Source organism: Lacticaseibacillus parahuelsenbergensis (genome assembly GCF_030770265.1).
Lineage (GTDB): Bacteria > Bacillota > Bacilli > Lactobacillales > Lactobacillaceae > Lacticaseibacillus > Lacticaseibacillus casei.
This window is the reverse complement of the sequence record NZ_CP132482.1, coordinates 184,992-209,194: the sequence shown is the minus strand read 5'-3', so window position 1 is coordinate 209,194 and position 24,203 is coordinate 184,992. Positions and strand designations below refer to the sequence as shown.

At 48.7% G+C, this 24,203-nt stretch carries 27 protein-coding genes; 5 read left to right on the top strand and 22 right to left on the bottom strand.

The genetic code is table 11. From position 1 onward, the window contains the following. Positions 1 to 141: 141 nt before the first annotated feature. From pcp to LACPH_RS00945, 9 genes are all read right to left on the bottom strand, one after another. Positions 142 to 789, bottom strand: a complete 648-nt coding sequence (gene pcp / locus LACPH_RS00985; RefSeq protein ID WP_274784195.1) for a pyroglutamyl-peptidase I — start codon at positions 787 to 789, stop codon at positions 142 to 144. Between the two features lie 13 nt (positions 790 to 802). After that, on the bottom strand, positions 803 to 1,717 hold the full coding sequence (locus LACPH_RS00980; protein ID WP_047106548.1) for a DUF979 domain-containing protein: 915 nt from the start codon (positions 1,715 to 1,717) through the stop codon (positions 803 to 805). After that, positions 1,717 to 2,403: a DUF969 domain-containing protein gene (locus tag LACPH_RS00975; protein ID WP_087911361.1), complete on the bottom strand. Its 687-nt coding sequence runs from the start codon at positions 2,401 to 2,403 to the stop codon at positions 1,717 to 1,719. The genes LACPH_RS00980 and LACPH_RS00975 overlap by 1 nt, the downstream gene beginning before the upstream one ends. 219 nt (positions 2,404 to 2,622) lie before the next feature. Then, the gene (locus LACPH_RS00970) at positions 2,623 to 3,048 is read right to left on the bottom strand and encodes an Asp23/Gls24 family envelope stress response protein (RefSeq protein WP_025013488.1); all 426 of its coding nucleotides are present in this window, start codon (positions 3,046 to 3,048) and stop codon (positions 2,623 to 2,625) included. Positions 3,049 to 3,082: 34 nt separating this feature from the next. Next, positions 3,083 to 3,499, bottom strand: coding sequence for an Asp23/Gls24 family envelope stress response protein (locus LACPH_RS00965; protein ID WP_274784194.1), 417 nt, complete (start codon positions 3,497 to 3,499; stop codon positions 3,083 to 3,085). Between the two features lie 8 nt (positions 3,500 to 3,507). Then, positions 3,508 to 3,705 (bottom strand): hypothetical protein, encoded by a 198-nt coding sequence (locus tag LACPH_RS00960; RefSeq protein ID WP_010489875.1) that lies wholly within the window; start codon positions 3,703 to 3,705, stop codon positions 3,508 to 3,510. Between the two features lie 98 nt (positions 3,706 to 3,803). Further along, positions 3,804 to 4,343, bottom strand: a complete 540-nt coding sequence (amaP, locus tag LACPH_RS00955; RefSeq protein WP_274784193.1) for an alkaline shock response membrane anchor protein AmaP — start codon at positions 4,341 to 4,343, stop codon at positions 3,804 to 3,806. 13 nt (positions 4,344 to 4,356) lie between these two features. Further along, positions 4,357 to 4,614 carry a GlsB/YeaQ/YmgE family stress response membrane protein gene (locus LACPH_RS00950; RefSeq protein ID WP_025013491.1) on the bottom strand — a complete coding sequence of 86 codons (258 nt, stop codon included), beginning with the start codon at positions 4,612 to 4,614 and terminating at the stop codon, positions 4,357 to 4,359. 362 nt (positions 4,615 to 4,976) lie between these two features. Continuing rightward, positions 4,977 to 5,378, bottom strand: coding sequence for a pyridoxamine 5'-phosphate oxidase family protein (locus tag LACPH_RS00945; RefSeq protein ID WP_010489882.1), 402 nt, complete (start codon positions 5,376 to 5,378; stop codon positions 4,977 to 4,979). 233 nt (positions 5,379 to 5,611) lie between these two features. Here LACPH_RS00945 and LACPH_RS00940 point away from each other — a divergent pair, with 233 nt between their 5' ends. Next, complete coding sequence (locus tag LACPH_RS00940; protein ID WP_274784192.1) at positions 5,612 to 6,574, top strand: 2-hydroxyacid dehydrogenase family protein; 963 nt, start codon at positions 5,612 to 5,614, stop codon at positions 6,572 to 6,574. Positions 6,575 to 6,681: 107 nt separating this feature from the next. Here the strand turns inward: LACPH_RS00940 and LACPH_RS00935 are convergent, their stop codons facing one another. From LACPH_RS00935 to LACPH_RS00920, 4 genes are all read right to left on the bottom strand, one after another. Further along, the gene (locus LACPH_RS00935) at positions 6,682 to 6,876 is read right to left on the bottom strand and encodes a hypothetical protein (RefSeq protein ID WP_274784191.1); all 195 of its coding nucleotides are present in this window, start codon (positions 6,874 to 6,876) and stop codon (positions 6,682 to 6,684) included. Beyond that, entirely contained in the window at positions 6,873 to 7,115 is a 243-nt protein-coding gene (locus LACPH_RS00930) for a hypothetical protein (protein WP_010489886.1), read from the bottom strand. The genes LACPH_RS00935 and LACPH_RS00930 overlap by 4 nt, the downstream gene beginning before the upstream one ends. Positions 7,116 to 7,337: 222 nt before the next feature. Next, positions 7,338 to 7,805 carry a flavodoxin domain-containing protein gene (locus tag LACPH_RS00925; protein WP_138131286.1) on the bottom strand — a complete coding sequence of 156 codons (468 nt, stop codon included), beginning with the start codon at positions 7,803 to 7,805 and terminating at the stop codon, positions 7,338 to 7,340. A 135-nt stretch (positions 7,806 to 7,940) separates the two neighbouring features. Further along, positions 7,941 to 8,246 carry a hypothetical protein gene (locus LACPH_RS00920; protein WP_025013495.1) on the bottom strand — a complete coding sequence of 102 codons (306 nt, stop codon included), beginning with the start codon at positions 8,244 to 8,246 and terminating at the stop codon, positions 7,941 to 7,943. A 332-nt stretch (positions 8,247 to 8,578) separates the two neighbouring features. On the opposite strand from LACPH_RS00920, the gene LACPH_RS00915 reads away from it, so the two are divergent. Together LACPH_RS00915 and LACPH_RS00910 are read left to right on the top strand one after the other, a co-directional pair. Continuing rightward, positions 8,579 to 8,785, top strand: a complete 207-nt coding sequence (locus tag LACPH_RS00915; RefSeq protein ID WP_010489894.1) for an LBP_cg2779 family protein — start codon at positions 8,579 to 8,581, stop codon at positions 8,783 to 8,785. A 124-nt stretch (positions 8,786 to 8,909) separates the two neighbouring features. Then, positions 8,910 to 10,535, top strand: coding sequence for a gamma-glutamyltransferase family protein (locus tag LACPH_RS00910; RefSeq protein WP_306387120.1), 1,626 nt, complete (start codon positions 8,910 to 8,912; stop codon positions 10,533 to 10,535). Between the two features lie 209 nt (positions 10,536 to 10,744). Here LACPH_RS00910 and LACPH_RS00905 read toward each other — a convergent pair whose 3' ends face one another. From LACPH_RS00905 to LACPH_RS00885, 5 genes are all read right to left on the bottom strand, one after another. Continuing rightward, positions 10,745 to 11,119 (bottom strand): DUF1634 domain-containing protein, encoded by a 375-nt coding sequence (locus tag LACPH_RS00905; RefSeq protein WP_010489898.1) that lies wholly within the window; start codon positions 11,117 to 11,119, stop codon positions 10,745 to 10,747. Then, positions 11,119 to 11,961: a sulfite exporter TauE/SafE family protein gene (locus LACPH_RS00900; protein WP_087911348.1), complete on the bottom strand. Its 843-nt coding sequence runs from the start codon at positions 11,959 to 11,961 to the stop codon at positions 11,119 to 11,121. The genes LACPH_RS00905 and LACPH_RS00900 overlap by 1 nt, the downstream gene beginning before the upstream one ends. 145 nt (positions 11,962 to 12,106) lie before the next feature. Next, positions 12,107 to 13,423 carry a TPM domain-containing protein gene (locus tag LACPH_RS00895; protein WP_274784189.1) on the bottom strand — a complete coding sequence of 439 codons (1,317 nt, stop codon included), beginning with the start codon at positions 13,421 to 13,423 and terminating at the stop codon, positions 12,107 to 12,109. Between the two features lie 263 nt (positions 13,424 to 13,686). Then, positions 13,687 to 14,319: an LVIS_2131 family protein gene (locus LACPH_RS00890; protein WP_049169060.1), complete on the bottom strand. Its 633-nt coding sequence runs from the start codon at positions 14,317 to 14,319 to the stop codon at positions 13,687 to 13,689. Between the two features lie 10 nt (positions 14,320 to 14,329). Beyond that, positions 14,330 to 15,691 carry an FAD-dependent oxidoreductase gene (locus tag LACPH_RS00885; RefSeq protein WP_049169059.1) on the bottom strand — a complete coding sequence of 454 codons (1,362 nt, stop codon included), beginning with the start codon at positions 15,689 to 15,691 and terminating at the stop codon, positions 14,330 to 14,332. A gap of 144 nt (positions 15,692 to 15,835) precedes the next feature. Here LACPH_RS00885 and LACPH_RS00880 point away from each other — a divergent pair, with 144 nt between their 5' ends. Further along, a complete protein-coding gene (locus tag LACPH_RS00880) occupies positions 15,836 to 17,686 on the top strand; it encodes an FAD/NAD(P)-binding protein (protein WP_274784188.1) in 1,851 nt (616 codons plus the stop codon). 163 nt (positions 17,687 to 17,849) lie between these two features. Here LACPH_RS00880 and LACPH_RS00875 read toward each other — a convergent pair whose 3' ends face one another. Continuing rightward, a complete protein-coding gene (locus LACPH_RS00875) occupies positions 17,850 to 18,716 on the bottom strand; it encodes a helix-turn-helix domain-containing protein (protein WP_306387112.1) in 867 nt (288 codons plus the stop codon). Positions 18,717 to 18,810: 94 nt separating this feature from the next. On the opposite strand from LACPH_RS00875, the gene LACPH_RS00870 reads away from it, so the two are divergent. Further along, positions 18,811 to 20,391, top strand: a complete 1,581-nt coding sequence (locus LACPH_RS00870; protein ID WP_274784186.1) for an ATP-binding cassette domain-containing protein — start codon at positions 18,811 to 18,813, stop codon at positions 20,389 to 20,391. A gap of 235 nt (positions 20,392 to 20,626) precedes the next feature. Here the strand turns inward: LACPH_RS00870 and LACPH_RS00865 are convergent, their stop codons facing one another. From LACPH_RS00865 to LACPH_RS00855, 3 genes are all read right to left on the bottom strand, one after another. After that, positions 20,627 to 21,760 (bottom strand): baeRF6 domain-containing protein, encoded by a 1,134-nt coding sequence (locus tag LACPH_RS00865; RefSeq protein ID WP_274784185.1) that lies wholly within the window; start codon positions 21,758 to 21,760, stop codon positions 20,627 to 20,629. Positions 21,761 to 21,918: 158 nt separating this feature from the next. After that, a complete protein-coding gene (locus tag LACPH_RS00860) occupies positions 21,919 to 22,407 on the bottom strand; it encodes an NUDIX domain-containing protein (protein WP_274784204.1) in 489 nt (162 codons plus the stop codon). An 81-nt stretch (positions 22,408 to 22,488) separates the two neighbouring features. Further along, positions 22,489 to 24,108: a peptide ABC transporter substrate-binding protein gene (locus LACPH_RS00855; protein WP_306387109.1), complete on the bottom strand. Its 1,620-nt coding sequence runs from the start codon at positions 24,106 to 24,108 to the stop codon at positions 22,489 to 22,491. Between the last annotated feature and the right edge of the window lie 95 nt (positions 24,109 to 24,203).

Here is a 24,203-nt window from a genome sequence, read left to right as displayed (position 1 = left end):
AGCTGACCTGGTAACAGTAATAATTGTTAAGATGCCCATGGTACAGGGAAGAGAGCAGAAAGAAAAAGTCTGACACTTTCGCATGATCATCTATCTCGCATCTTTGATAACTCACTCACCAGCGTGGAAGACGCTTCACCCTCAGTGAGTCTTGCCCTCAACCGTTTCCAAATCACCCTTACCATCGCGTTCAACAATGGCTTGAATCGCAGCTGTAATGCCCTTCACATCGTCATCAAGCGACAACGCTGGCGTTTCTGGCCGCGCCACGACTTGCTCCGGTAAAAATGGAATGTGCATGAAGCCGGCATTGATGGTCGGGAACTCCTTGTCGCGCATGTATTGAACCTGATAAAAAATGTGGTTGCAAACATAAGTGCCCGCAGTGTTAGACACTGAAGCAGGAACGCCAGCTTCACGAATAGCCTTCGCCATCGCTTTAATCGGTAACTGGGTAAAATAAGCAGTCTGGCCATCTTCGTGAATCGTATGGTTCAACGGCTGATATCCAGCGTTGTCTTTAATCCGGCCGTCATCCAGGTTAATGGCCACCCGTTCCGGCGTCAATTCATAGCGACCGCCAGCCTGGCCAATACTGAGCACATAATCCGGCTTTTCTTTAACAATCGCATCATGCACCACATCCGCAGACACGTTAAACTTAGTCGGAATTTCCAGCTTCACAATCGTTGCGCCGCTGATTTCGTCCGGCAAGCGTTTAACCGCCTCAATCGCCGGATTAATTTTATCATCGCCAAAAGGGTCAAAACCCGTTACAAGAATCTTCATATTAATATCCTTTCTAAAATGCCAAGAAGTACATCAAACCGATTTGAATGACCAATAACAACACGGCAATCGGTGCCTGTTGCTTGATGACGCCCAATGGATCGTCCATTTCCAGCAACGCAACCGGCAGACTATTAAAGTTGGCCGCCATCGGTGTCAGCAAGGTTCCACAATACCCCGACGTCATGCCAATCGCCGCAACAATCGCCGGATTGGCACCTTGAGCAATGACAAATGGAATTCCGATCGCGGCGGTAATCACCGCAAAGGCCGCAAACGCGTTACCCATAATAATCGTGAACAGCGCCATCGCCACACAGTATAAGATGACCCCACCCAGATGACTGCCAGCCGGAAATAGACCAGCAATTAACTTAGCCGTCAACGAGCCGACCCCGGCTGCAGTGAAAACCGCACCCAAAGTGGCCAATAATTGCGGTAAAATGCCGGCAGCACCAACTGAGCGAACCATCCGCTGCGTATCATTATAAACCATTTTTCCGGAAGCTTTGGTCATGATAATCGCGACCACCAGTGAAACCGCTGCGCCAATCCCGATGCCGACCTGACCGCCAAGCTTGGTGAACTGGGCAACCGCGATCGAAACAACTGCCAGCACGACACTCGGGACAAAAACCCAACCGCCGAGCCGCTTAGCCGCCTGGGCCGCATGCGCACCATCAACCGGTTTGATTTTTCCGATTTGAATCTGCTTGAACAGCGCAAGTACGCCGATAACCACAACCAAAATACCTACAACCATCGCCGGCAATAACGTGCCAAAGGCGAAAATAACCGCCAGAATGAGCCAAAACAGGCCGGTGCCGATACGCGCTGGATTATCTTTTGCGCGAAACGACTCAATTCCGGCCAGTGCCATCACGACGCCAATCAAGGCATAAAGCACTAGAAGCAACGTGTTCACCATCAGCGCTTGCCTCCTTTATCGGCCCGCGGGTCAGTCTCAAACTGGCGATCAAACCAGCGATTATAAATCGCCACAACAACTAATGTGATGATCGCAACCGGAATGGATGCCAACACAACCTGCATGGGCTCAACTGGATGCTTGAGGCCTTTCATCGTACTGGCAATCAATAAAACCCCGGCTGTCGCCACAAACAGATTCTGGGCAAAAAAGTTGCCAAAATTGTCTGTGGCGGCCGACCGCGCTTTGATGAGATCAATTTCCTTGTCCGTCAATTTGCGTTTGGATTCAGCCGCCGCGGTGACCATTGGCGTAATCAATGGCCGAACAAACTGCACCTGGCCGGACAATGAAATCCCAAAAACACCACCTAATTCACGGATCACTAAATAAAGATTCAAAATACGACTGGGTGTGAGCTTCTTTAGTTTCTGAATGCCAGTCACTGCTACCTCTTTTAAGCCATGGCTTTCAACCAGGCCGATCATAGGCAGCGTCAGGAAAAAAAGCGACACCATGCGATTATCAACGAAACTCTGGCCCAATGTCGTCAATAAGTCCGGGATACTCATGCCGGAGAAGACAGCCGTGACAATAGCCGCCAGCACCACAACCGCTGTCGTATCCCACTTCAAAGCAAAGCCGACAACGATGATAACAATGCCGAGTAATTTCAAATATTCCAAATGCTGTTCCCCCTTATTGATAATGGTGAAAAGTTTAAAGGTTATTGGCAGGAAGGTCAATTAATTAAAGTGTGCAACTATTTATAACGGATACTATTTTATGGAAGACAATCTTCTGACTGTTGCACTGTTGAACGGACGCAATGAGAGTATCTAAAAAGGGATAGCCCCGTTGGCTGGGGTTATCCCTTTTGTATTGAAACGCGCCAGTTCACGCTCTTAGGCAGGTTGCATTTCCTTATCTTTGTCCTTGTCTTTGTCCTTTGCCTCATTCCGGGCAATTTCTTCTCTTGTCAGCATATCCTTAACTGTCATTTTAACTTCAGTCACATTCAACCCGGTCATTTGGCGGACGTTTTTAGCAATCGCCATGGTGACTTTGTTGAAAATTTCGGGTACATTTTCACCATAGCGAACCGTTGCGTCAAGTGAGACGGAAACATCCTGATCATCACTTAAATCAACGTTAACGCCTTTGGTCGGATCTTCATCTTTGCTGAACATGTCGGTGATGTTCGCCATCATGCCGCCTTCAAGCGAGTAAACGCCTTCGACTTCATTGCAGGTGATCCCCACGATTTTAGCAATCACCGCGTCGTCGAATTTCAATTCCTTATTGATGCCGCTTTGTTTCTTGTTGTCCATTTTAATCGCTCCTTTTTTGAGGTCGTTTCGTAACTTAACGTTTTTGCCATTCGCGTTTCGTCAACACATCTTTAACGTGCATATTCAACTCAACTAGCTGCAGACCGGTCATGCGCTCGATTTGCGCGCTGATCTTGTCGCACAGTTGCTTGAAAATGGCCTGGGCATTGCTATCGAATTCCAGGAAAACATCCATATCGATCGCAACCTGCTTTTCACCGACTTCCGCCGAGATCCCCTTGGTCAGGTTCTCACCGCTGGAAAAAGTCTCCGTCAGGTTATCCATCATGGAACCGTCCATCCCCAGAATGCCATCGACATTTTGGGCACAAATGGCGGCAATTTTCTCGATGACCTTATCTTCAAAAGTCACCCGACTATTGGCCATCAGCGTCTCGTGCTGATTCGCTTTTGGTGCCGGTGCGGTTTTTGGTGATGCTACTGTATCCATCGACTCACCTACTTTCCTTTACTAAATGCATCTTTACCAGACGTTAACCAGCTCATGAGGTTGCCCCAGTTAGGGACGAGATAGCGCTCAATGAGCCAACCTAATCCGCCAAAAATCACGACAAGCATCATGCCCATAAACCCGAAGCGCATCCAGGCAAAGGCAAGAATGACGCCAATCACAGCTCCGATTGTTCCTTGCTGCATGCTGTTATCACCCTTTCGTAGCTGATGAACACTGCTGCCAACGGTGCTTGAGTGCGCACCCGGTTTGACTGGCAATCAGCTTTCATCCATCCGCGACATCAAATGACCCGAGCAGTTTTGGCCTTCACTTTCGTTGCCGGAAGCAGCTGCACCCGCACATGCTTGACGGGAACGCCGAGACATTCCTGCAACTTCTGGCGCGCAGTTTCTTCAATCTGCTTGGCCTCTTGTTTCAGCTCTTTACCGTTTCCGGAAAAGGCTGCGATCCGCATGCGGGCCACTTGCTTCTTCCGAATACTGACGTCCACGTCCACTGACTTGGCAAAATGGCGGGCCACGATTGCTTTTGCCACCGTGTTTTCAATGGCACTTTTATCAAGGGTCAAATCACCATCATCCCCTGCCAAAATCAATGCATTAGCCGTTGAACGCCGGAAAATAGCAACCAGCAGCATGATCAGAAAGACCAACAGCACCAATCCCGTTAAACCGATCATGAGCGGCCGTAACCACACGGCTTGCTGCAGATAGAACCGGGTAAAATCGCGATTGGGCCAAAGCAACAACCCAAAGCCCACACTCTGGAGCAATCCGCAAACGGCAACGAGGCCGAATAGTCCTTTCGTTATCGGTTTCATCTTTTACGGCCTCCTACGCCTTGCGCCGGGTCGATCCCAACAGCAAGGAAACGAGGAAAACAACAATTACGGCGCCGATAATTGCCGGAATCAACGCCATGCCAGCCAGTGACGGCCCCCAGTTACCGAGTAAAGCCGTGCCGAGCCATGCACCGATCAGCCCGCCGATAATATTCCCGAGCCAACCAAGCGGCATATCCCGACCAACGATGAGCTGCCCAATGCAACCGATCACAGCACCGATAATCAGTGTCCAGATTAAATGCATCATGGTAATCATCCTTTCTTTTTGAACGCGAGCCGGCGCGGTTAGGAGTCGGAGTGTAAGTGGCCTTGGGCGTGATGGCCCGGGCTTAGGCCATTGCGACCAAGGTCCTTATACACAGACTCCTGCGCCGGGGAACGCGTTATGACTAACAACTTTCTGACTATCTTAAGCTTAACGAACCGAACTTATCATTCGCAATAAATATGCTAATAATAACAATTAGTATTTAATTGAAGGCACAAGAAAACCCGCCGTTATGCGGTTTACACAACGACGGGTTTATGAATCCGTTAATTAAAAAGATTAACGGATTAATCGAAAAACCATCAACTTATCCAAATGCCATTTACGGAATCGGCTCGATGTTAGCCTTCGATCAAATCGCCAGCATTCGGACCGGCATCCAGCTTGTAAATCCGATCAACATTGATAACAACAGCACTGATGGCTGCTGGCAAGTGGCGTTCCTTGGCAAACGCCTGCGCATCTTCAAAGATCTTGTCATCATTATGAAATTCAACGGTGCCTTCAAACCGAAAGCCTTTCAAAGCCTTGTAATCAACTGAGGCAACGGCAGCCTTTTTGGAGTACTGCAAATTGTGCCACGCTTGTTTACCGGTTTCTTCGTTGTAAATCAAGTGATGATCATCCAAAACTCGCATGGTGCCTTTTGGGCCGACCTGCGGATTTCCGTTCTCATCGGCGGTTGCCAAGTAGTTAAGCTGTGCGCCGATCATGTCTTTCATATCTTGCGTCAAAGTTGCCATCAACGATCAATCCCCTTTGCTTACTTTTTGTTACCAACGTCAGTGTAACACAAATTGATCGTGCACGTCAGTTCTTGCTTCTTTTTTAACCTTTCAGATGTTCCAACCCGCCAGCGACGCTTGGAAAAGATAGTCGTAATTTTATTCATTTGACGGAACCTGTATTACACTTAAGGTAAGTAATAAATGAATTTTGTCGTAGGTTCGATTTGACCTAAGGGAGGCAAATATTAATGCCACAGGTTTATGTTTCAGCAGCTTTGCCTAAATCCGCCAACGCGGCATTGCAAAAAGCCGGAGTGGATTTTGACGCGTACAACGGTAAGGGACTCATTACTGAAGATGAGCTCCAAAGTCATTTAGCTAACACTGAAGTTCTCATTACAGCACTTTCAACCCCAGTCACGGCAGCAACACTAGCAAAGGCGCCCCATTTGAAACTCATCGCAAACTACGGGGCCGGCTTCAATAACATCGACGTCACCGCCGCCAAAGCGCAGGGTGTGCTCGTGACGAACACGCCAAAAGTTTCAACCACGTCAACAGCCGAGGTGACACTAGCCTTGATACTGGCAGTTTTGCATCGGGTCACAGAAGGCGATCGGTTAATGCGCGGTCCCGGCTTTTCCGGCTGGGCGCCGACGTTCTTCTTAGGCCATGAACTTGCCGGCAAAACCGTCGGCATCATCGGCATGGGACAGATCGGGCAAGCCGTTGCCAAGCGCGTGCATGCGTTTGATGCCAAAATTCTCTACACGCAACATCATCAACTGACACCTGAAGCCGAAGAGGCACTGGGAGCAACGTTTACGGATCAGGCGACTTTACTGCAACAAAGCGATATTGTCACCCTTCATTTGCCGTTGGTGCCGGCCACGCATCATTTACTCGACGCTCAGGCACTGGCAACGATGAAGTCGACTGCCTACCTCATTAACGCAGCACGCGGTCCCTTAATTGATGAAACCGCCCTACTCAAACAGCTAAACGAGCATCGTCTGGCTGGAGCTGCGCTAGATGTTTACGAGGCTGAACCGCATGTCAGCTCAGGACTCAAGGCACTGGACAACGTTGTGCTCACGCCGCATATCGGCAATGCAACCGTTGAGGCACGTGACGCCATGGCCAAAATTGTCACCGACAATACGCTAGCTGTTTTAAACGGTAAACAGCCGCAATACGTTGTGAATGGCTAAGCAGCAGCTATAACCCAATTAAAAACGCCAACCAACCTTCTTTGCCGCAATGCCGGCTTCAGGTCGTTTGGCGTTTTGTTTTGTACAAAAATCATGGTTTCAATAAGCTAGTGTTTCTGCGAATCATGTGGCTGCCAAAAGCTGGCTAAAAGCAGCGCAAGAACAACGCCCAAAGTTAAACCAAGGCCGCCGACTAAAAAAGGATTTGCAATTTGATGCTGCTGCATGAAGCCATAGATAACCGCGATGAGAACAATGGCAATTGCCACTAACGCAACACGATACCAATTTTTCTTAGTCATAGGTGAGCCAGAATCGTGTACTTGCCGACATTCTTATAGTCGCCTTTCGCCTTTGAATCAGGTGTACCAGCGGCTTCATAGAAAACCGAGTACTTGCCATCTTTATCTTTTGCAACAACCAATCCCTCGTCAACGACGTGTTGGGCCTTGTAAATTTGCGCACTACGCCGGGCAGCAGCAAAGTCATAATCATTGGCAACTGCATCGCCAGGATTGAAGAAAACAATTTCCTCACTCATCAAGATCCCCTCACTTTCTGGTGAGCGCGTTATGGTAAGCGTGAACTGGCGCGTTTAGAAGCTGGAGTGTAAGTGGCCTTAGGCGTGATGGCCCGATCTTGGCCATTGCGCCTAAGGTCCTTACACGCAGACTTCTGCGCCAGTGAACGCGTTAATGTAAGCGCGAGCCAGCTTCTGCGCCAGCAAACTCCTTATGACTTCAGTATACCACGCTAATTCAGGTCACTTCTCACTTTGAAGCGCCTCCGCTTGCTTAATCAGGCTCTGCGTAAACGCCGCAAATTGAGGCATTTCCTCCTGCTTAACGTTCAGCGCAATTTTGACCGGCTCCGCGCCCTGAACCGCTCCGCTCGCTCTCAAAACCGCTTCAAACAACTCCGGAGCTGTGTTGTAATCCTTGCCGTAATAAGGATCACCGGTGCCAAGCACGCCAAAAACCAGCGGCTTCTCAGAAAAGTCCAGCTTGCTCAAATCCTCATAGAAATCCTGCGTTTCTTCCGGAATCACGCCGCCGGTCCAAGTATACGTTGCCAAAACCAACACATCATAGTCCTTAATCTTACTCGGGTCCGTCTGAATCATTTCGCCAAGCGTAACATCCCAGCCGTAATGTTCAAAAAACTGCTGTTCAACCCGTGCCATTCCTTTGGCATTGCCTGTGATTGATGCGTATAAAATGATCGCCTTCATCGTCCTCACCTCATTAAGTCCAGTATACTGATAACTGCGGGGTTGTAAAAGCTTACATGACTGGTGAAATGCGATGCTTGGCTGTACGCACTCAAAAAGTCGCAGTATTGCTCACACCGCGACTCGGTAACCCCTTCAACTAGCTGTTTCGACGGTTCCTTCACCTTGAAGGATGAAATGAACAGCATCGGCAAGTTCGTTTTCTTTAAAAAACTTGATTTCTTGATGACCCGAAAAATCATCCACTTCGATAATCGGCTCAAATCCGTTGAAGCGCCGCAATTCTTGACGCAACCAGGCATCCCAAACTTGGGTTGCCAAGCCTTGATGCTGGCTTTGGTTTCGCCGAATGATGATATTCTTATTGTCCCAAATCCGCACACGCAAATCACGGTCACTTTGACTAGCGGCTAAGTCTTGCAAGTAAGCATAGTGTTCCATAAGCTCACCTTACCTTTCAAATCAAGGCAATACTTACAACATCGAGCGACTGGCAATCTTGTCCAAACGCCGCCAAATCAACTGTTTTACCATCGGGATGTTGGCGGTTCTGACACTCTCTTTTAGTACATCTTCATTATACAAACATTTGTTCGCCCTTGCAATCTTTAAGTTCACCCTATGACTATTTTTCACATATCAGTATGCAGTCCGGTTTTGCAACCTACAATTTTCGCTGACCAATCACGACAAAGTTACGATTGAATGTCATACGTGCGCACCTTGACAAAAATCGTTATACTGTTAGTAAAGGCTCACGAGGAGGAATCGTTTTGGCTGAAAAAGATCAAATCAGTGCATTTTCACGGGAAATTATCGACTTCCAGCGCAAAAATCATCTAACAGACACAGAGATGGCGCTTAACAGCCATGTATCAGTGGAACATATTCACAACATCAAATCTATGCGTGAGATGCCGGATTCTTCCGTCGTCGCCACGCTGAAGGATTATATGGAACACAAACCGAACGGTAAGTAAGTTGCCGTTATGAAAGAGTCCCGTTACCAAATGCAAAATTTGGTGACGGGGCTTTTTACGCAGGATTGTGATATTCTGTGACCTATATCTCACATTACATATTCGACACAAACGAGGCGATTCGATGTCCTTTTTCACGAACCCTAACAATCCTTACCCGCGTTCGCGCAAGTCAGTCTTTGCTAAGTACGGCATGGTGGGTACCAGCCAGCCGTTAGCTGCTCAAGCCGGTTTGCGGATTCTCCAACAAGGCGGCAATGCGGTTGATGCAGCCATAGCGACCGCTGCCTGTCTGACCGTTGTCGAGCCCACCACCAATGGCATTGGCAGTGATGCGTTTGCGATTATCAGTATCAATGGCCAGCAATATGGGATCAATGGCAGCGGACCGGCGCCGCAAAGTCTCAAAGTTGCAGATCTTCAAGCTGCTGGTTTAACTGAAATGCCTAAATTTGGCTGGACCTCTATTGATGTTCCCGGTGCACCCGCAGCTTGGACAGCGATGGTTGAACGGTTTGGCCAGCTTTCCCTGGCTGAGGACTTAGCGCCAGCCATCACTTATGCATGCGATGGCTATCCTGTGTCACAAACCATCGCTTATTTCTGGGAACGTGCCGCGCAAAATTATCGGCAAGCACAAAAAGAGGCAACTAATCCGGCGATTTTCGACGAATGGTTCAAAACCTTTTGTCCAAATGGTCATGCGCCGCGAACCGGGGAAGTTTGGCAATCTGCGGAACAGGCCGATACCCTGACACGCATTGGCCAAACACAGGCACGTGATTTCTATGAAGGAACGCTGGCCAAAAAAATCGTTGCGGCTGCGGCACAGAATGGTGGCTATTTAACGGCCGAAGATTTAGCGGCGTATCAGCCGGCTTGGGTGACGCCGCTAAAGCTCCACTATCATGGCTATGACGTGTTGGAACTCCCCCCTAACAGTCAAGGTGTGGTGGCGTTAGAAGCACTAGGGTTATTGCAGGGTTGGCATTTTACCAACCGGGATTCATTTGACACCGTCCACCACCAGATTGAAGCGATTAAGTTAGCTTTTGCCGACTTCTTTAAATTTGCTGGCGACCCGCGGGCCATGCAGCTTGATCCGAATCAACTGCTCGCAGCGGATTACCTCGCCAACCGCAGCGCGTTGATCGGTGAATCGGCCCGGCCACCTGAGGCCGGCGATCCGCAAAGTGGCGGGACCGTTTATCTGGCAACTGCCGATCGCGACGGCAATATGGTGTCCATGATTCAAAGCAACTACATGGGCTTCGGCTCTGGTGTCGTGGTGCCCGGCACAGGCATCGCCTTGAACAACCGTGGTAACAACTTTTCCTTTAATCCCGCATCACCCAATGTCCTTGAAGGTGGCAAACGCCCGATCAACACCATCATCCCAGGCTTTTTAACCAAAAATGGGACCCCAATCGGACCATTTGGTGTGATGGGTGGTTTCATGCAGCCACAAGGGCATCTGCAGGTTTTAATGAACACCATTGATTTCGGCCTTGACCCACAAACCGCGTTAGATGCCCCGCGCTGGCAATGGATGCATGATCAAACTGTCCAGGTCGAACGCGAAGTGCCAGCCGTGACCGTTAACCGACTCGTCGCTGCTGGACATCAGATCGTTGTTCAGCCTGAACCCAACGTTTTTGGCCGCGGACAGGTCATCTGGCGCAATCCTGAAACCCAAACTTATGTTGGCGGGTCCGAATCGCGAACAGACGGCGCCATGGCGGTTTGGTAACGCAAAAAGAGGAACTCCGAATCACAGAAAACTATCTGTGATCGGGAATTCCTCTTTTTTATGTGAGCGTGAGCCAGCCCGGTTAGAAACCGGAGTGTAAGTGGCCTCAGGCGTGATGGCCCGGTCTTGGCCATTGCGTCTGAGGTCCTTACACGCAGGTTTCTGGGCTGGCGAACGCGTTATGGTGAGCGCGTTATATCGCAACCGCCTTAACGATTGCCCAAATACCCAATCGTCATCGCACCGATTAAGATAATCAGCACGGCAGTCGTAATCCATACGTACAGGTGGTCATGTTCCACGGCAAACGCATAAATCGATACCACCACCCGCAAAACCGGAGTCAAAATAAGCAGGAAAATGCCTGTCATTAACACAGCGTAAGGCTTTAAAGCGAAGGTTCCACTCAAAATAGCGCCAACCCGCGTCGGGTGAACGCCTGCCGGATACCCGGTCGACCCGGTCGCAATAAGCAAAATCAGCCCCAAAACAATGACCACCGCCGACAAAATGACGCCAACTTGCATGACCTTGCCGATCATAATTTCGACATCATCAATTTCGGTTTTAAGTTTATTGTCCATCAGATTGACACCCCAAATCCTTTAAGCGCCATTTGAATGCCCATATAGCCAATAACCGGAATGAAGATCATGCGCAAAACCTTGGTCGGCAGAATCTGCATCACGCGGGAACCGACTGTCGCGCCAATGAGGATCCCGATGGCCAGTGGTGCAGCAATTTGCGGCTGCAATTGCCCGCCAAAATAATACACCGTTGCACTGGCCGCCGCGGTGACCCCCATCATGAGGTTGCTGGTCGCACTGGAAGGCTTCAACGGCATGTGCATGATCGTATCCATCGCAATCACCTTGAACGCCCCACTGCCGATCCCTAACAGTCCGGAGGCAATACCGGCGCCAAACATCATCGCAAAACCGCCTGGCACGTTGGTCACCGTATAATTGACTTCTTTACCGGTAGCCTTGTCAAAATAAGCCCCGTTCAAGCGCAACTTGGTCGCAATCTCATCTGGTGTCGTCTGGCGCGCTTCGTCTTCTTTCATGCGCATTTTGCGAATCATATTGAACGCCGAAAAAATCAATAACGCGCCGAATAAAATGTACAGCACTTTGCCGTCCACAAGCCCGGTGACAATCGCGCCCAAAACCGCGCCGACCGTCGTGGCAATTTCCAAAAACATCGCCACGCGCAAGTTCAGCATTTCATCTTTAAGATACGCAATCGTCGCACCTGAACTCGTGGCAATGACGGAGACGATACTGGCACCGATCGCATACTGAATCGGTAACCCCATTAACATCGTCAGAATCGGCGTGATAATCATCCCACCGCCAATACCAAGCACTGCACCAAGAATGCCGCCAAGCAAACCGGTGCCCATTAACAATAGTAATTGCTCCATTTATCTAGCCCCGTTTTCATGCGTTAACCAATGGCAGTTAAAACCACACACCATTTTGTTTGTATTTTCTAATGTTAGCCCACGTGATATGTGATTTTCAAGCTATTTTCAAAAAGCGGGTCGCCGCACTTCATCGATTCATAAGTCACCAGCTGCCGCCAAAACCACCGCCGCCACTGGATCCGCCACCAAAACCGCTGCCGAAACTGTCGGATCCGCCACTTCCGCCACTACTACTGGATCCAGAGCCAAAATCAGACATCACCCACAGCGGTAAGTCATCCTGCTCTAAGTGCTGATCCTTGTCTGGATGACGGATATGGAAAAGTATGGCCGAAAACGTTGCTGCCAAAGTTTTATCCGAAAAATGATCCGTTGCTTTCACGTTTTCAAGAAACTTCGTCCATGTTGTGGCGGCTTCCTGACTGGAGATGCTTTTTTGCCCGCTGAGCCATGTTGCATATGCCTTTTCGTATGGCTTGCCTGTTACCAACCGATCCGTTAAGGCCGGCGTCAGCAAATCAGCCAGTGCCGTTATGGTGGGCGCGTTGACGATTTCTTGATCTGACAATTCCCGGAGTGCCCCTTGAAGATTGTGATAGTACCAATATGGATGTGGCGTCGTGAACCGAATCTCCTGCGTCCAGGATTCAAACCTTCGTCGCGCTAGCCCAGCCATTCCGATCACGCGTAATTGGTCATGCGCCCAAGCAAAGCGAAATAACGGCAAGGAAGCTGAATCTACCCGCAACTTAATGCCAGCAGCTGTCACCGCTGCATAAATCGGCAAAGCTGCCATCGCCCCAGGGTCGCTCATCGCGTCATGCAACCGCGCATTCATGGCAGCATGCACCAAAAAGAAAAGAACCATAAGGCCGCCCAAAATCAGTGCCGCAATCATCAGTGCCTGCTTGATTGCCGCAGCACGCGCACGTTTAGCCTTAATTTGAGTTGGCGTTGTAATCGCACTTTGATGAGCAACGACTCGCTTCCCGATATTCGTCAAAAACATCGCAATGGCGCGATCGTAATTTTCGGCCTTGAGCTGGTTTTTAACACTGTCCGTCACAATCTCGTCGGCGCTGCCATCTGGTACGACGTCTTCTAGACCATACCCGACTTCCAGCCAATACTTGTGATCATTGCGGGAAAGCACCAATAATAGCCCATTTTCCCAGTCTTTTTTGCCGACGCCGGCCTTCGCAAACTGGTCATTGGCATAATCTTCAATGTCATCATCATGCAACGACGCCACCGTTATGACCGCTATTTGCGGATGCCCTTTAACCTTGGCAAACGTTTGGTCATTTAGCTGGTTTAAAACCCGGCGACTCTCAGGCCCCATCATCGCACCTTGATCGCGATACCATTTACCTGAACTCGCCTGAACCGGTTGCAGTGTAGCAGCGCAGAGTCCCAGCAATAACAATAGGGGTACCAACCACCAGCTGTGCCGATGCATCCCCTCGCCTCCTTCATTTAATCGGGTTGTGAATGGTTTCATCATACCATGTGCTGAATACCGAACCATTCACTTAAGCATCAGGTTTTGCTGAATTTTTAGTCAGTTCAATTTAAAAGGCCATAACGCGCTCGCCAGCCCAGAAACCTGCATGTAAGGACCTTGAAACCTACACTCCGTTTTTAACCGGGCTGGCTCGCGCTCACAAAAAAATCGCCTGACGCAACATTTTGCATCAAACGATCAGATTGTTTCTGTTCGCCTTAATCCTCGACCGGATCAATCTCAACAAACGTATCATTGGGAACCCGCAGAATCGAGAATCGGTCAGCAATATGGCCTACGTGCATGCCCAGACCGTTCAGGAAACCCGGCTGGTAACGTGCCGTTACGGTCGCCACATAGGCTTGGTCCGCGGTTTGATCAAGCCGTTTCAGATACTTTTTCGACCACGGATAGGCGGCGGCTCGCGGCGTTAAGGGTTGGGCGCCTGAGCTGACTTCTGCATTATGACTGTTGTTTTCATACTTTGCGCCTTCCGTCCAGTAAGTGTAGTAGAGGATCGGATTTTTACCGTTGCCAGTGTGGACACGAACGTAGAAGGAATGCTCGTCGCCTGTTTGTAAGATCAGCGGTTGCGCGCTATGGCTGATGGTGACGGCGTGACTATCGCGGTAATCGATAGGCCGCAACCAGCTTGCCCATACCAACCCGGCCGTCGCCAGGAATAGCACGGCTACTTCCGCAAGATCAACCAGCACCACCGAAGCCGGCACTTGGCGACCGGATTTGACGATCGCTTTAATATGTCGCCGGCGAATGTGCCAGACGATGAAGATGAAGTAGGCAATTAAGATCACCCACGCTGACAGTCCGATAAGATTCCACGCGTTCATAATTTTCCCCCTACAACTTTGCGTTATCTGCCTGCATCACTGCTAACTGGCCTAATAAATTAAGATAATGCCATGGTTTATCATAATTCGGATTAAACAACATATCGACATAGGCCAGCTGATCAATCGTATTGCGATTTTGAATCATGACCGAGATCAGATTCGCCGCATTGGCAATGTCATATTGACTATAAAACTGCGCCCCTAAAATCCGGCGATCGCGCGTATCATAGACCAGCACCATCGTAATCTTGACCGTATGCGGCATGAATGGCGGTCGAAAATCATCCGTCATGGTCACACTAGCTGCCGGCAGATGATTACGCTTGGCGTGGGCAAGTGTGAGTCCAGTAACCGCCAGACTATGATCATACAATTTTAACGCACTGGTCGCCTGTGTTCCCATATATTTGATATTCGGGCCGAAAATATTGGCACCGGCCATTTTCCCTTGGCGAACGGCATTCGTTGCCAACGGCGCATAAGCATCTTTACCAGTCGGGTTAAAATGAACGGCAACGGCATCACCAGCAGCATAAATATCCGGATTGCTGGTTTGCATATAATCATTCACGTGAATCGCACCATCCGGATTCATCTCGACCTGTCCGACCAGCAATTCGGTCATCGGGCGAAAACCGACGCAGACCACCGCCAAGTCGGCCTGAATCTCGCCTTGATCCGTCTGAATGAAGACATGCTTTTCATCACTGTCAAAATGCCTGGCAATCGTGTTGGTCTTGAGTTCAACGCCGCGTTTCGTCAACACCGAAGCAATTTCCTTGCTGAGTGGCAAGTCAACATAGTGGCTCAACAACGGCGAAACGCCATTTATCAAAATAACCTGTTTGTGGTTGCGGCTATAGGCCTCGGCCAATTCAACGCCAATATACCCACCGCCAACAATGGCAATTTTGTCGGCATCTTTGGCGCTCTCTTTAATCTTGCGCGCATCATCATAACTTTTGCACATCAAGACCCGGGGAATACTGACACCGGAAATCGGTGGAATCACTGGATAACTGCCTGTGGTCATAATGAGCTTGTCGTACTGATAATGTTGCTGCTGGCCGGTCGCCAGATCCTCAGCCACGACCTGATGATCAACTGCATCGATCGATAAAACGTCATGCTTTAAATGAACGTGCACCTTGGGACCGAGCGCTTCAAGCGAAGCCGGGGTAGCATAAAACATATCTTCCAGCCGTCCGACTGTCCCTTCGAGGTACAAGGCAATGCCACAAGAAAGAAAGGAGATGTCTTCGCGGCGTTCAAAAACATCCACTTCCGTTTCCGGGTGTCTCGTTAAAAGTTCGCGCACTGCCGCAGTTCCTGCATGCGTACAGCCCACAACGACAACTTTCATCAGCATCTGCCTTCCCTTCTAGATTATCAATACAAACATTATGACACGAAAAGGGCGAAACCTAAAGCAAGTCGCTAACGGCTTTGAGACGCTTCCAAGTATAATAGCTGTGTTGCTTCTTAATTGGTCAATTCATAAAAGGAGTTTAAAATGCACATCACACTTATCGGTGCCGGCCCGCGTGGCTTGCTACTTTTAAGTCGGCTGCTTAGTTGGCAACCGACCCGCTATCCCAAGCGCCGGATTAATATCGTACTGGTCGACCCTTATCCAATTGGCGGCCGGGTATGGAAAATCAATCAGGATCCTGATTTAATTATGAACACCGCTGCTTCGCAAATTACCCTATTTACGGATCAGAGCGTCACTGACGTTGGGCCATTTATCACCGGACCCGATCTAAGCACTTGGGCACTGACAGTCGCAGCTGACTATCTGGATGCCCACCCTGAACTGGATAATCGGGCAATTTTGTTACGCCAAGCTGCCAGTCTTGGACCCAACAGCTACGCGTCCCGCGCGCTTTACGGCGTGTATCAGCAGTGGTTCTTCGACTTGCTACGCGCCCACGCCGGCCAAAATACGATCACCTACAAACAACAGACGGTAACCCGCTTAGATCAAAAAGATCCCGGATTCACCATCACAACCGACCAGGAAAGCTGGCAAACTGACCAAGTTGTCATGGCGCTGGGAAATTTAAAAAACTCATTGACGCGCGATCAAAAAGCCTTACACGACTATGCCAAAACGCACAAACTATTTTATTTGGAACCGGGCTTTCCGGAAGAAGGCGACCTCAGCAACATCGAACCACAAGCTCCAGTCATCGTTCGGGGTCTCGGCTTGAGCTTCTTTGACTTAATGAGCCGGCTAACGGAAGGTCGCGGTGGGCAGTTTCAGAAAACCGCAGATGGCTTGCTCGCCTATCACCCAAGTGGTCGCGAGCCGCATATCTTCGCCGGCTCGCGGCGCGGTTTTCCATATCGTGCTAAGGGCCATAATCAAAAGGGGCCAGGCGAGGAATGGGAGCCGCAATTTCTGACGCCTGAGCAAATCAATGCCTGGCAGGCCCGCGGTGAAGTGAGCGGCCAGACTTTCTGGGAAGGGTTAAAGCATGAAGCGGAGTTGATTTACTATCGTCTCCTGTTACCGCAACGCTATCCCGACATTGACGAGACCGCGTTTGAACGTGACTTTCTTGCGGATCCGGTTGCGACTTTAGGCGCCTTACCGATTGCTGCCAAAGACCGCCTCGATTGGGATGTGCTCGCCGATCCGACCAAAGCCCATCCCAGTGGCCAGCCTTATCAAGACTTCCTGCGGCATTATCTCCGGCAAGATGCCCACGAGGCGATGCGCGGCACGAAAACCGGCCCGCTAACCAGTGCGCTAGAAGTCTTACGTGACATGCGCGATCCCATTCGCCAATTTGTCGAACGCGGCCTCTTTAGTCAGGACCAGTATCTCGACTTCTTTTTGCGTTGGTTCAACTCACTGAACGATTTTCTGTCGATCGGACCACCAGCTCTGCGCATTGATCAACTGCAGGCCTTAATCGGCGCCGGCATCGTCACGATCCTACCGCCCGGCATGCAAATTAAAGGCATCGACGGTCAGTTTCTTTTGAAAACACCAAGCGATCCAAAATTCTCCTTGCAAGCCAAGGCCTTACTCGAAGCACGTGTTCCGGCCGTCAACGCTCCGACTGCGCAAGATCCGCTCGTTCAGCAACTGCTGCATGACGGCTACGCGCATCCCTATGAGTTGCAACTCAATGCCGACAAACGTTTCCAGTCAGGCGCGATCGCCGTCGATAGGCAAACTCAGCAATTGCTTGACGCCAATGAGCAACCCCAGGCCGGCCTCTTCTTCTGGGGTGTACCAACGGAAGGCGTCCACTGGCTCACCACTGCCAGCCCACGCCCGCTCGTTAACGATGTGAGTTTGAAAACCGCGGAGCAGATTGTGAAGACGATTTTTGCTGGGGCTGGTTCGTGATCGCAGTTAAAAGTTTCTACAAATAATCTAAAAGGCTCAGGCATTCCGCATTGGATGTCTGAGCCTTTGTAGTATTCGTGAGTCGGCATGTCTAGAAGTTGAAAGTCTGATCGAAGCAGTACGCTTTTAAAACGACTTAAATTTTTATCAACCGTTGTGCCATTTAAGGTGTCGTTTCATTTATGAACATTTCTGCCTGTTTCTTGAATGCAACAAAAAAACTTGTTGATCTAAGGGTTTTCTGAATCTCCACGATCTTCTCGACACGCTCTTTATTTTCGGATGACGGATTTTCACAGTACGTGCAAAGTGCTTCTGCGAGTGCGATCAAAAACCGTTCAGCCATCATGTTATCCTCAATATGACTGTTCTTCATCACGCGTAGAAAAAGCCGGGCAGTTTTTAAATCCTTAGCTGATAAGTTTAAAAGTACAACATTGTATAGAAGACTTATATTAAGTTGCAGATTTTGGTGTATTTCCAAAGCCTCATTAAGTTGAGCAGCTAATTCCCGCGCTAACTGGTTAACGGTTACTAACGGCATAACTGACAACGTATTTCCGAAAAGTAACAGTTCGAATCGAGTCCAGCCATCCACATTAAACAGATAATCTGCTAAGAAACTGGCATCGGTTTTTGAAAGCGACTCACCATTCATATCGGCAATCATCGCTTTAACCATAATCAAAATGAGCCGATTATACTTTCCTGGATGCTTCTTGAAATGCGCTTCAGCCCTGTCTTCTACCAGTGCAGCTTGGCCCCCGTTGTTATTGACAATTGCCTTGGTAATGTCTTCCAATATCGACTGCTCGTACAGATTCTCCTTAATAGCTAGAGCATTACCGAATTCGGCAAATGTGACGTGTAAGCGTTCAAGAAGTGCCAGAAGCTTATCAGCGGAAATCTGGGTTAAATTCCGTTCAAACTTAGATAACTGCGCTTTCGAAAGAATCCCGTCACTAAGCTCTGCCTGGCTCATGCCCTTGTTCTCACGAAAAATATGAATAATTTCGCCAATCTTTTCCATGATGCTCCCCTGCTTTTTCATATCTGAAACATTTTTTGTTGGCATCATATTACCACATATACTAAGGCCATCAAATTAATGTGAGGCGATCACCATGAAACCAACCATCAGCTTACTATCGCGACAAAAGGCGTTGACGTTATTAACAACCCTACTGATTCTAATCGAGTCGCTTGGAAAAGTGGCCAGCTCACTAACCCTTGCGCCCTTGACAGATCAGCTCATCAACAAAAACTTTAATGGGGTCGTCTTTTGGCTGCTGTCCACCATTACCATCTGGGGCGTTACCCTAACCATTGGCTACGTGAATTCAGTACTGAAGGCCCAAATTATCCGTAAGGTAACGAATCAGTTGCGTACTGACATTGCAGACGGACTCAGCACTGTATCGATTCCCGAATACAAGAAAGTCAATCATAATGAATACGTCTCATGGCTGACCAATGACGTCAATATGATCGAACAAAATGGTTTAGATGCGTTCTTCTCGCTATTAGGCAATGTTACAACGCTGCTGTTTGCCGTTACGTCGTTAGCTTTTTATCATTACAGTTTGGCACTGGCCGCTATTATTTTGGGACTTCTCACAATGACCATCCCCCAGTTCTTCTCTAAAATTATGACCAGAGAGACTAATCGGCTTGCAACTGCCAATAGTTCTTTCCTAGGAAAAGCGGATGACATTATTGGCGGATTCTCTGTGTTTTTCAGCCATAATCTTGGCAACGCCTTTACACATAAGCTGGCTGTGGCTTCCGATCAGCAGGGAAAAGAGAAAGTTCTTTACACCAAAAATGTCGGCTTGGTTAATTTGCTGATCAGCGGTGTCAATGTAACAGCACAAATGCTCGTTTTGGCACTGACTTGCTTGTTAGTTGTCGGTGGTTATTTTACAGTCGGTGTCATCTCTTCTAGTGGTTCGTTGGCAGGCACTGTCTTCAACAATCTCGCAGGTATGATTCAAGGTATCTTTCAGATGAAGTCTGTTACAGTATTGCTTCATAAAGATACTTCCTCAAAAGAACCTGCACCCTCTCCCGAAGATGATTCATTTAAAAACGCACTCACGGTTGACCATCTTTCTTTCAATTATGGCGAAAAGCCTGTCATCAAGGATATCTCTTACCGCTTCGAGAAAGGCGGTAAGTATGCCATTCTTGGAAAAAGCGGAACTGGCAAATCAACACTTATCAACCTGATGAGTGGCAGACTTACTAATTACAGCGGTTCTATCCATGTTGATGATCTAGAATTAAACTCACTTCCAGCATCAACGCTGAATGCAAAAATCGAACTTGTCGATCAAAAATCATATATTTTCAATGAAAGTGTGCAAGAAAATATAACATTGGGAAAACCTAGCGCTTCAAATACGCTCAATAAAATCGTGGAGTTTCTTGGCATCAATACATTCACCAGTTTGAGTACGAATATCCACGAACACGGCAGTAACTTGTCTGGTGGGCAACGGCAAAAATTAGCACTAGCACGCGCCTTATCATTTCGGAAACCAATCTTGATTGTCGATGAAGTCACGGCTGGTATTGACGACGAAAGTGCCCAAGCCATTGAAGATGCCTTATTAGCCGAAAAAGATCTCACGGTGATCATGATCACGCATCACCTCACCCCTAAAACAAAAGCACAATTGACTGGCACGCTCGAATTAGCTTAAGGAGGCTATTATCATGCAATATAGAACTGATCCTTTAACCAGAATATTGGTTCCTCCGTTTTTATCGCCATCGGCACTTGATCCATACGGTGAACCCAGTGCTTCTGGCTTCTCCACTTTGACTTAGGCTCACTAACTGAAATGTAAAACAGACGCTTACATTTCCAAATAATTTTGGAAATATGAGCGTCTGTCTTTTTGCTTAGTTGTACGCCTAATCTTTCCCGAAACAAACTCAAGCGTAACGCATCATTGCCCCGACCTTAGCCGGTAGTTGTTCCTCTGGCAATACCACGACCTGACCGCCATGGCCTAACACGATATCGGCCAATGTGTTTAACAAGTTGGCGTGCTGAGCAACTTTGGACTCACGCTCGATTCGCTCGCCGTCAAGTCGGGCATGAATTCGAGCGCCCGCTTGAACAAAAAGCATGGCAAGTTGCCCGCGCAATGCTGCCGTGACAATGGTTGTCAGCTCCTCAGTGTAACTGTCATTGCTGCGGGCTTTTTCGATGATCGCCGCAAAGCGCTGACGTCGCCGATCGCGTAATGTTTCGCGGATCGGGGCCAGTAGATCATCCAATTCGACAAAATCAAGCGTTGCCGGACTTTTCATCACCGCAAGCTTTGGCAACAAATGATGGTTCTTGGAAATCTCCCGAAAAACCGCCACATTTTCGGCTAAGCCCATCAGGACAAGCGGCATTTTGTTCGGATTGCTATAATGCGCGAGCAAATACTGATCGACTGCCTGATAAAAGCGGCGTTGATCGCTGGCCTTTTCGGCGGACTTGTCATTGTGGCCGTGGTACGTCACATGGCCGCCACCTTGAGGCACACTGTTTAACTCACCGCCACGAATTTCGGTGCCCAGCGTTCCTGTCAACGTCTGGGGCGCGTCATCCGGCAAGGACACCGGCCGCACCTGATGGCCGTGGTTATGATAAAGCTTGATACTGTCGGCATTAAGCGCCAGAATATCGAAATCCGTTGCGGTCGCCTCATCCAGCATCAACGGCAGAATCTGTGGCAACTCAGTGACCATCGCCACATCATCAACGGTTTCATACATTGGGGTAACATACGTTTGCGCGCCGTTCGTCAACACCCCAATACCATTCGTCTCGCACGTCTGCCAAAACATCGGATCCTGTTCATACGGTTCAAGCTCAGCAGCGTATGGCGCGAAATCCGTCTTCGGATAGGTTTCGCCCATCACCGCTTTGGCATGCTTCATCATATTCTTAAACCGAATACGTAATTCCTCAACCGGTGTGTTGTCCGGCCAAGATAGATACAGTGATACATAAGGGCCTTGCTTCGTGTCTGCTAAAAACTGCTGCAACGTCGGTCTAGTCGTTATATCCATCAAAATGCAACTCCCTTCCGGCCTGTAGCCTACCTTTAGCGTATCAAGGTTAGCAGGTAAAGGCAAAGTAAGCACCTCTAATTAGACATTTTATAATTGATGCTGCTTGTAAAGCTGGCCGGTGAAGCTTGTGCCATAAGGGCGGTGACACTGTGTCACTATTTGTGATGATCAACAAGATGCAAAAACGTCTCACTAGGCCGCATAAATTCAGCCAAAGCATGCGGCCGCATTCGCCGAGACGCCTCTGAAAATGACAGCCATTGACCCTGCAAGCCTTCTTGCCAAACGACGGCTTCAGCCTGCGCTGACGACAATTCAAGTCGATGCACCAGTATTAACTGCTGATAAGTTTGCTCCGGTTGTTCCCAAAATGATTCAAGTACGCCCACCAGAAACGGCTGCACATCTTTCAGCCGCAGCTCCTCATAAACTTCGCGCACAGCAGTCTCTGCAGCTGTCTCGCCAAACTTCACGGCACCACCGGGGACAATCGCAAAACCGCTCGTCGCTTCAAGCGTCACTAAAACCTGATCGTCGTGAATTAATAAAACCGCAGCCCGGACATCAAACTTGGCATGGGGGTTTAGTTGAAATCGAAGATCATCCTTTTCTTGAACCAAAACATCGCCCTCCTCTATGACCATCAACGCAACAAACACAAACAAAACGTTCCTGTTCACGGCTATTAACCACAAACGGGAACGTTTTGATCAAAAATGTTGAAACTACTTCGCCATATACGCCCCAACAAAGTTATACATGTTGGCCGGGCTGAAGGTTTCGCCTTTCAGTTTCGGATTGCGTAAATGTCCTTGAACGGTTTGATACAGGGTTGCGACTGGTGCTTCCTTGGAGAGCAGAACCTGTGCCTTCAGGAGATCATCATAGCGCTTGGTCTCATTGTTGGCGTCGGCGTTCTTGGAAGCCTTGAGCAGATCATCGTATTCCTTGTTTGACCAGTGGCTGAAGTTATAGGTGTTGCCTGTTGAATAGAGATCCAGGAAGGAAATTGGATCCGGGAAGTCACCTTGCCAGCCGGAAAGGATGAACTGTGCGCTGCCATCCAGTGACCGTTGGATCCGGGTCTTAAATGGTACGGAAGAAATCGATACCTTCATACCTGGCAATTGTTCCAAAGCTGATTGCAGATATTCGCCGGTCTTCTTGGCAACATCCGTGTCGTCTGTTGTCAGCGTAACTTGTTCGCCGGTTTTACCGACTTCTTTCAAGCCTTCAGCCCATAGCTTCTTGGCCTGTTTGAGGTCATACTTCTGAACGGTTTCAGATTCTTTGGCCGCATCCTTGGCAAAGTCTTCGCCAGTCTTAGGGTTGCTGCCTGAGTTTTCCGGTGTGATGGTTGGGATACCGAATGAGCCATCGCCGATAACCTTATCAGCAAGCTCTTTCCGGTTAATCGCCATGGAAACTGCCTGACGCAATTTCGTGTTCTTGAAATCAGGAACCTTGTCTTCGTTCATATCAAGGTAAGTGGTACGGCCCTGTTTGTCACCGACATAATCCTTGTCATTTTTATGCTGCTTGGCAATTTCACCGGTTAGAACAGCATCGTCAAGTTTCTTGGTTGAGTACAGATTCGCGGCTGTGTTAGAATCCTTGACCACCTGAACGTGGATCTTCTTTAACTTAACTTCCTTCGCGTTCCAGTAAGAATCGTTCTTCACTTCATCCCATGAGTTACCGGTACCATTCCAGTTAGTCAACTTAAATGGTCCATTAAAGACAAGGTACTTACTTTGCGTCCCGAACTTCTTGCCATACTTTTCAACTGTCTTTTGGTTCAGCGGGAAGAAGACCGGATTGACCATCATCGTGCTGAAGTAAGGTACTGGATGATCCAGGGTCACGACAAGTTTGTAATTGCCTTCAGCTTTGACACCAAGTGTTGAAGGTGCTTTTTTACCGGCCGTGATGTCGTCAGCGTTCTTAATGCCTGAGAACAGATAAGCATATTCTGACTTGGTCTTAGGATCGGTCGCGCGCCGCCAAGCAAATACAAAGTCCTTGGCTGTCACGGGATCGCCGTTACTCCACTTGGTTTTACGTAAATTAAACGTATACGTCAAACCATTGTTAGTCGGCTTCACCACTTTGGTTGCGACTGCGGCCTGAAGTTTCTTACCCTTGTACCGGTATAAACCATCGCCGGTATCGACTGCCGCCTGCCCACTGACAACGTCCGTAATATGGGCATTGTCCATCGTGGAGATGACATCTTTCTCCATTCGATTAAAAATGTCTGAGCTGCTGCTCTTGCTGCCACACGCAGCCAAAAGAACGGTTGAAGCAAAGATCATGGCTCCTGCAACTAATCGTTTAACTTTCATTTACTCACCCTCAAAATGATATTGCATTAAGAGTATATTAGATTTCAGGGAAAGTAAAGTTATTTTTTACAGATATTACACAATTTCTTGTCATT

Bases quoted from the DNA above. Each gene is read 5' to 3' on its own strand.
- pcp (WP_274784195.1), bottom strand. From the start codon at position 789: ATGAAGATTCTTGTAACGGGTTTTGACCCTTTTGGCGATGATAAAATT.
- LACPH_RS00980 (WP_047106548.1), bottom strand. From the start codon at position 1,717: ATGGTGAACACGTTGCTTCTAGTGCTTTATGCCTTGATTGGCGTCGTG.
- LACPH_RS00970 (WP_025013488.1), bottom strand. From the start codon at position 3,048: ATGGACAACAAGAAACAAAGCGGCATCAATAAGGAATTGAAATTCGAC.
- LACPH_RS00965 (WP_274784194.1), bottom strand. From the start codon at position 3,499: ATGGATACAGTAGCATCACCAAAAACCGCACCGGCACCAAAAGCGAAT.
- LACPH_RS00960 (WP_010489875.1), bottom strand. From the start codon at position 3,705: ATGCAGCAAGGAACAATCGGAGCTGTGATTGGCGTCATTCTTGCCTTT.
- amaP (WP_274784193.1), bottom strand. From the start codon at position 4,343: ATGAAACCGATAACGAAAGGACTATTCGGCCTCGTTGCCGTTTGCGGA.
- LACPH_RS00950 (WP_025013491.1), bottom strand. From the start codon at position 4,614: ATGATGCATTTAATCTGGACACTGATTATCGGTGCTGTGATCGGTTGC.
- LACPH_RS00945 (WP_010489882.1), bottom strand. From the start codon at position 5,378: ATGGCAACTTTGACGCAAGATATGAAAGACATGATCGGCGCACAGCTT.
- LACPH_RS00940 (WP_274784192.1), top strand. From the start codon at position 5,612: ATGCCACAGGTTTATGTTTCAGCAGCTTTGCCTAAATCCGCCAACGCG.
- LACPH_RS00935 (WP_274784191.1), bottom strand. From the start codon at position 6,876: ATGACTAAGAAAAATTGGTATCGTGTTGCGTTAGTGGCAATTGCCATT.
- LACPH_RS00930 (WP_010489886.1), bottom strand. From the start codon at position 7,115: ATGAGTGAGGAAATTGTTTTCTTCAATCCTGGCGATGCAGTTGCCAAT.
- LACPH_RS00925 (WP_138131286.1), bottom strand. From the start codon at position 7,805: ATGAAGGCGATCATTTTATACGCATCAATCACAGGCAATGCCAAAGGA.
- LACPH_RS00920 (WP_025013495.1), bottom strand. From the start codon at position 8,246: ATGGAACACTATGCTTACTTGCAAGACTTAGCCGCTAGTCAAAGTGAC.
- LACPH_RS00910 (WP_306387120.1), top strand. From the start codon at position 8,910: ATGTCCTTTTTCACGAACCCTAACAATCCTTACCCGCGTTCGCGCAAG.
- LACPH_RS00905 (WP_010489898.1), bottom strand. From the start codon at position 11,119: ATGGACAATAAACTTAAAACCGAAATTGATGATGTCGAAATTATGATC.
- LACPH_RS00900 (WP_087911348.1), bottom strand. From the start codon at position 11,961: ATGGAGCAATTACTATTGTTAATGGGCACCGGTTTGCTTGGCGGCATT.
- LACPH_RS00895 (WP_274784189.1), bottom strand. From the start codon at position 13,423: ATGCATCGGCACAGCTGGTGGTTGGTACCCCTATTGTTATTGCTGGGA.
- LACPH_RS00890 (WP_049169060.1), bottom strand. From the start codon at position 14,319: ATGAACGCGTGGAATCTTATCGGACTGTCAGCGTGGGTGATCTTAATT.
- LACPH_RS00885 (WP_049169059.1), bottom strand. From the start codon at position 15,691: ATGCTGATGAAAGTTGTCGTTGTGGGCTGTACGCATGCAGGAACTGCG.
- LACPH_RS00880 (WP_274784188.1), top strand. From the start codon at position 15,836: ATGCACATCACACTTATCGGTGCCGGCCCGCGTGGCTTGCTACTTTTA.
- LACPH_RS00875 (WP_306387112.1), bottom strand. From the start codon at position 18,716: ATGGAAAAGATTGGCGAAATTATTCATATTTTTCGTGAGAACAAGGGC.
- LACPH_RS00870 (WP_274784186.1), top strand. From the start codon at position 18,811: ATGAAACCAACCATCAGCTTACTATCGCGACAAAAGGCGTTGACGTTA.
- LACPH_RS00865 (WP_274784185.1), bottom strand. From the start codon at position 21,760: ATGGATATAACGACTAGACCGACGTTGCAGCAGTTTTTAGCAGACACG.
- LACPH_RS00860 (WP_274784204.1), bottom strand. From the start codon at position 22,407: ATGGTCATAGAGGAGGGCGATGTTTTGGTTCAAGAAAAGGATGATCTT.
- LACPH_RS00855 (WP_306387109.1), bottom strand. From the start codon at position 24,108: ATGAAAGTTAAACGATTAGTTGCAGGAGCCATGATCTTTGCTTCAACC.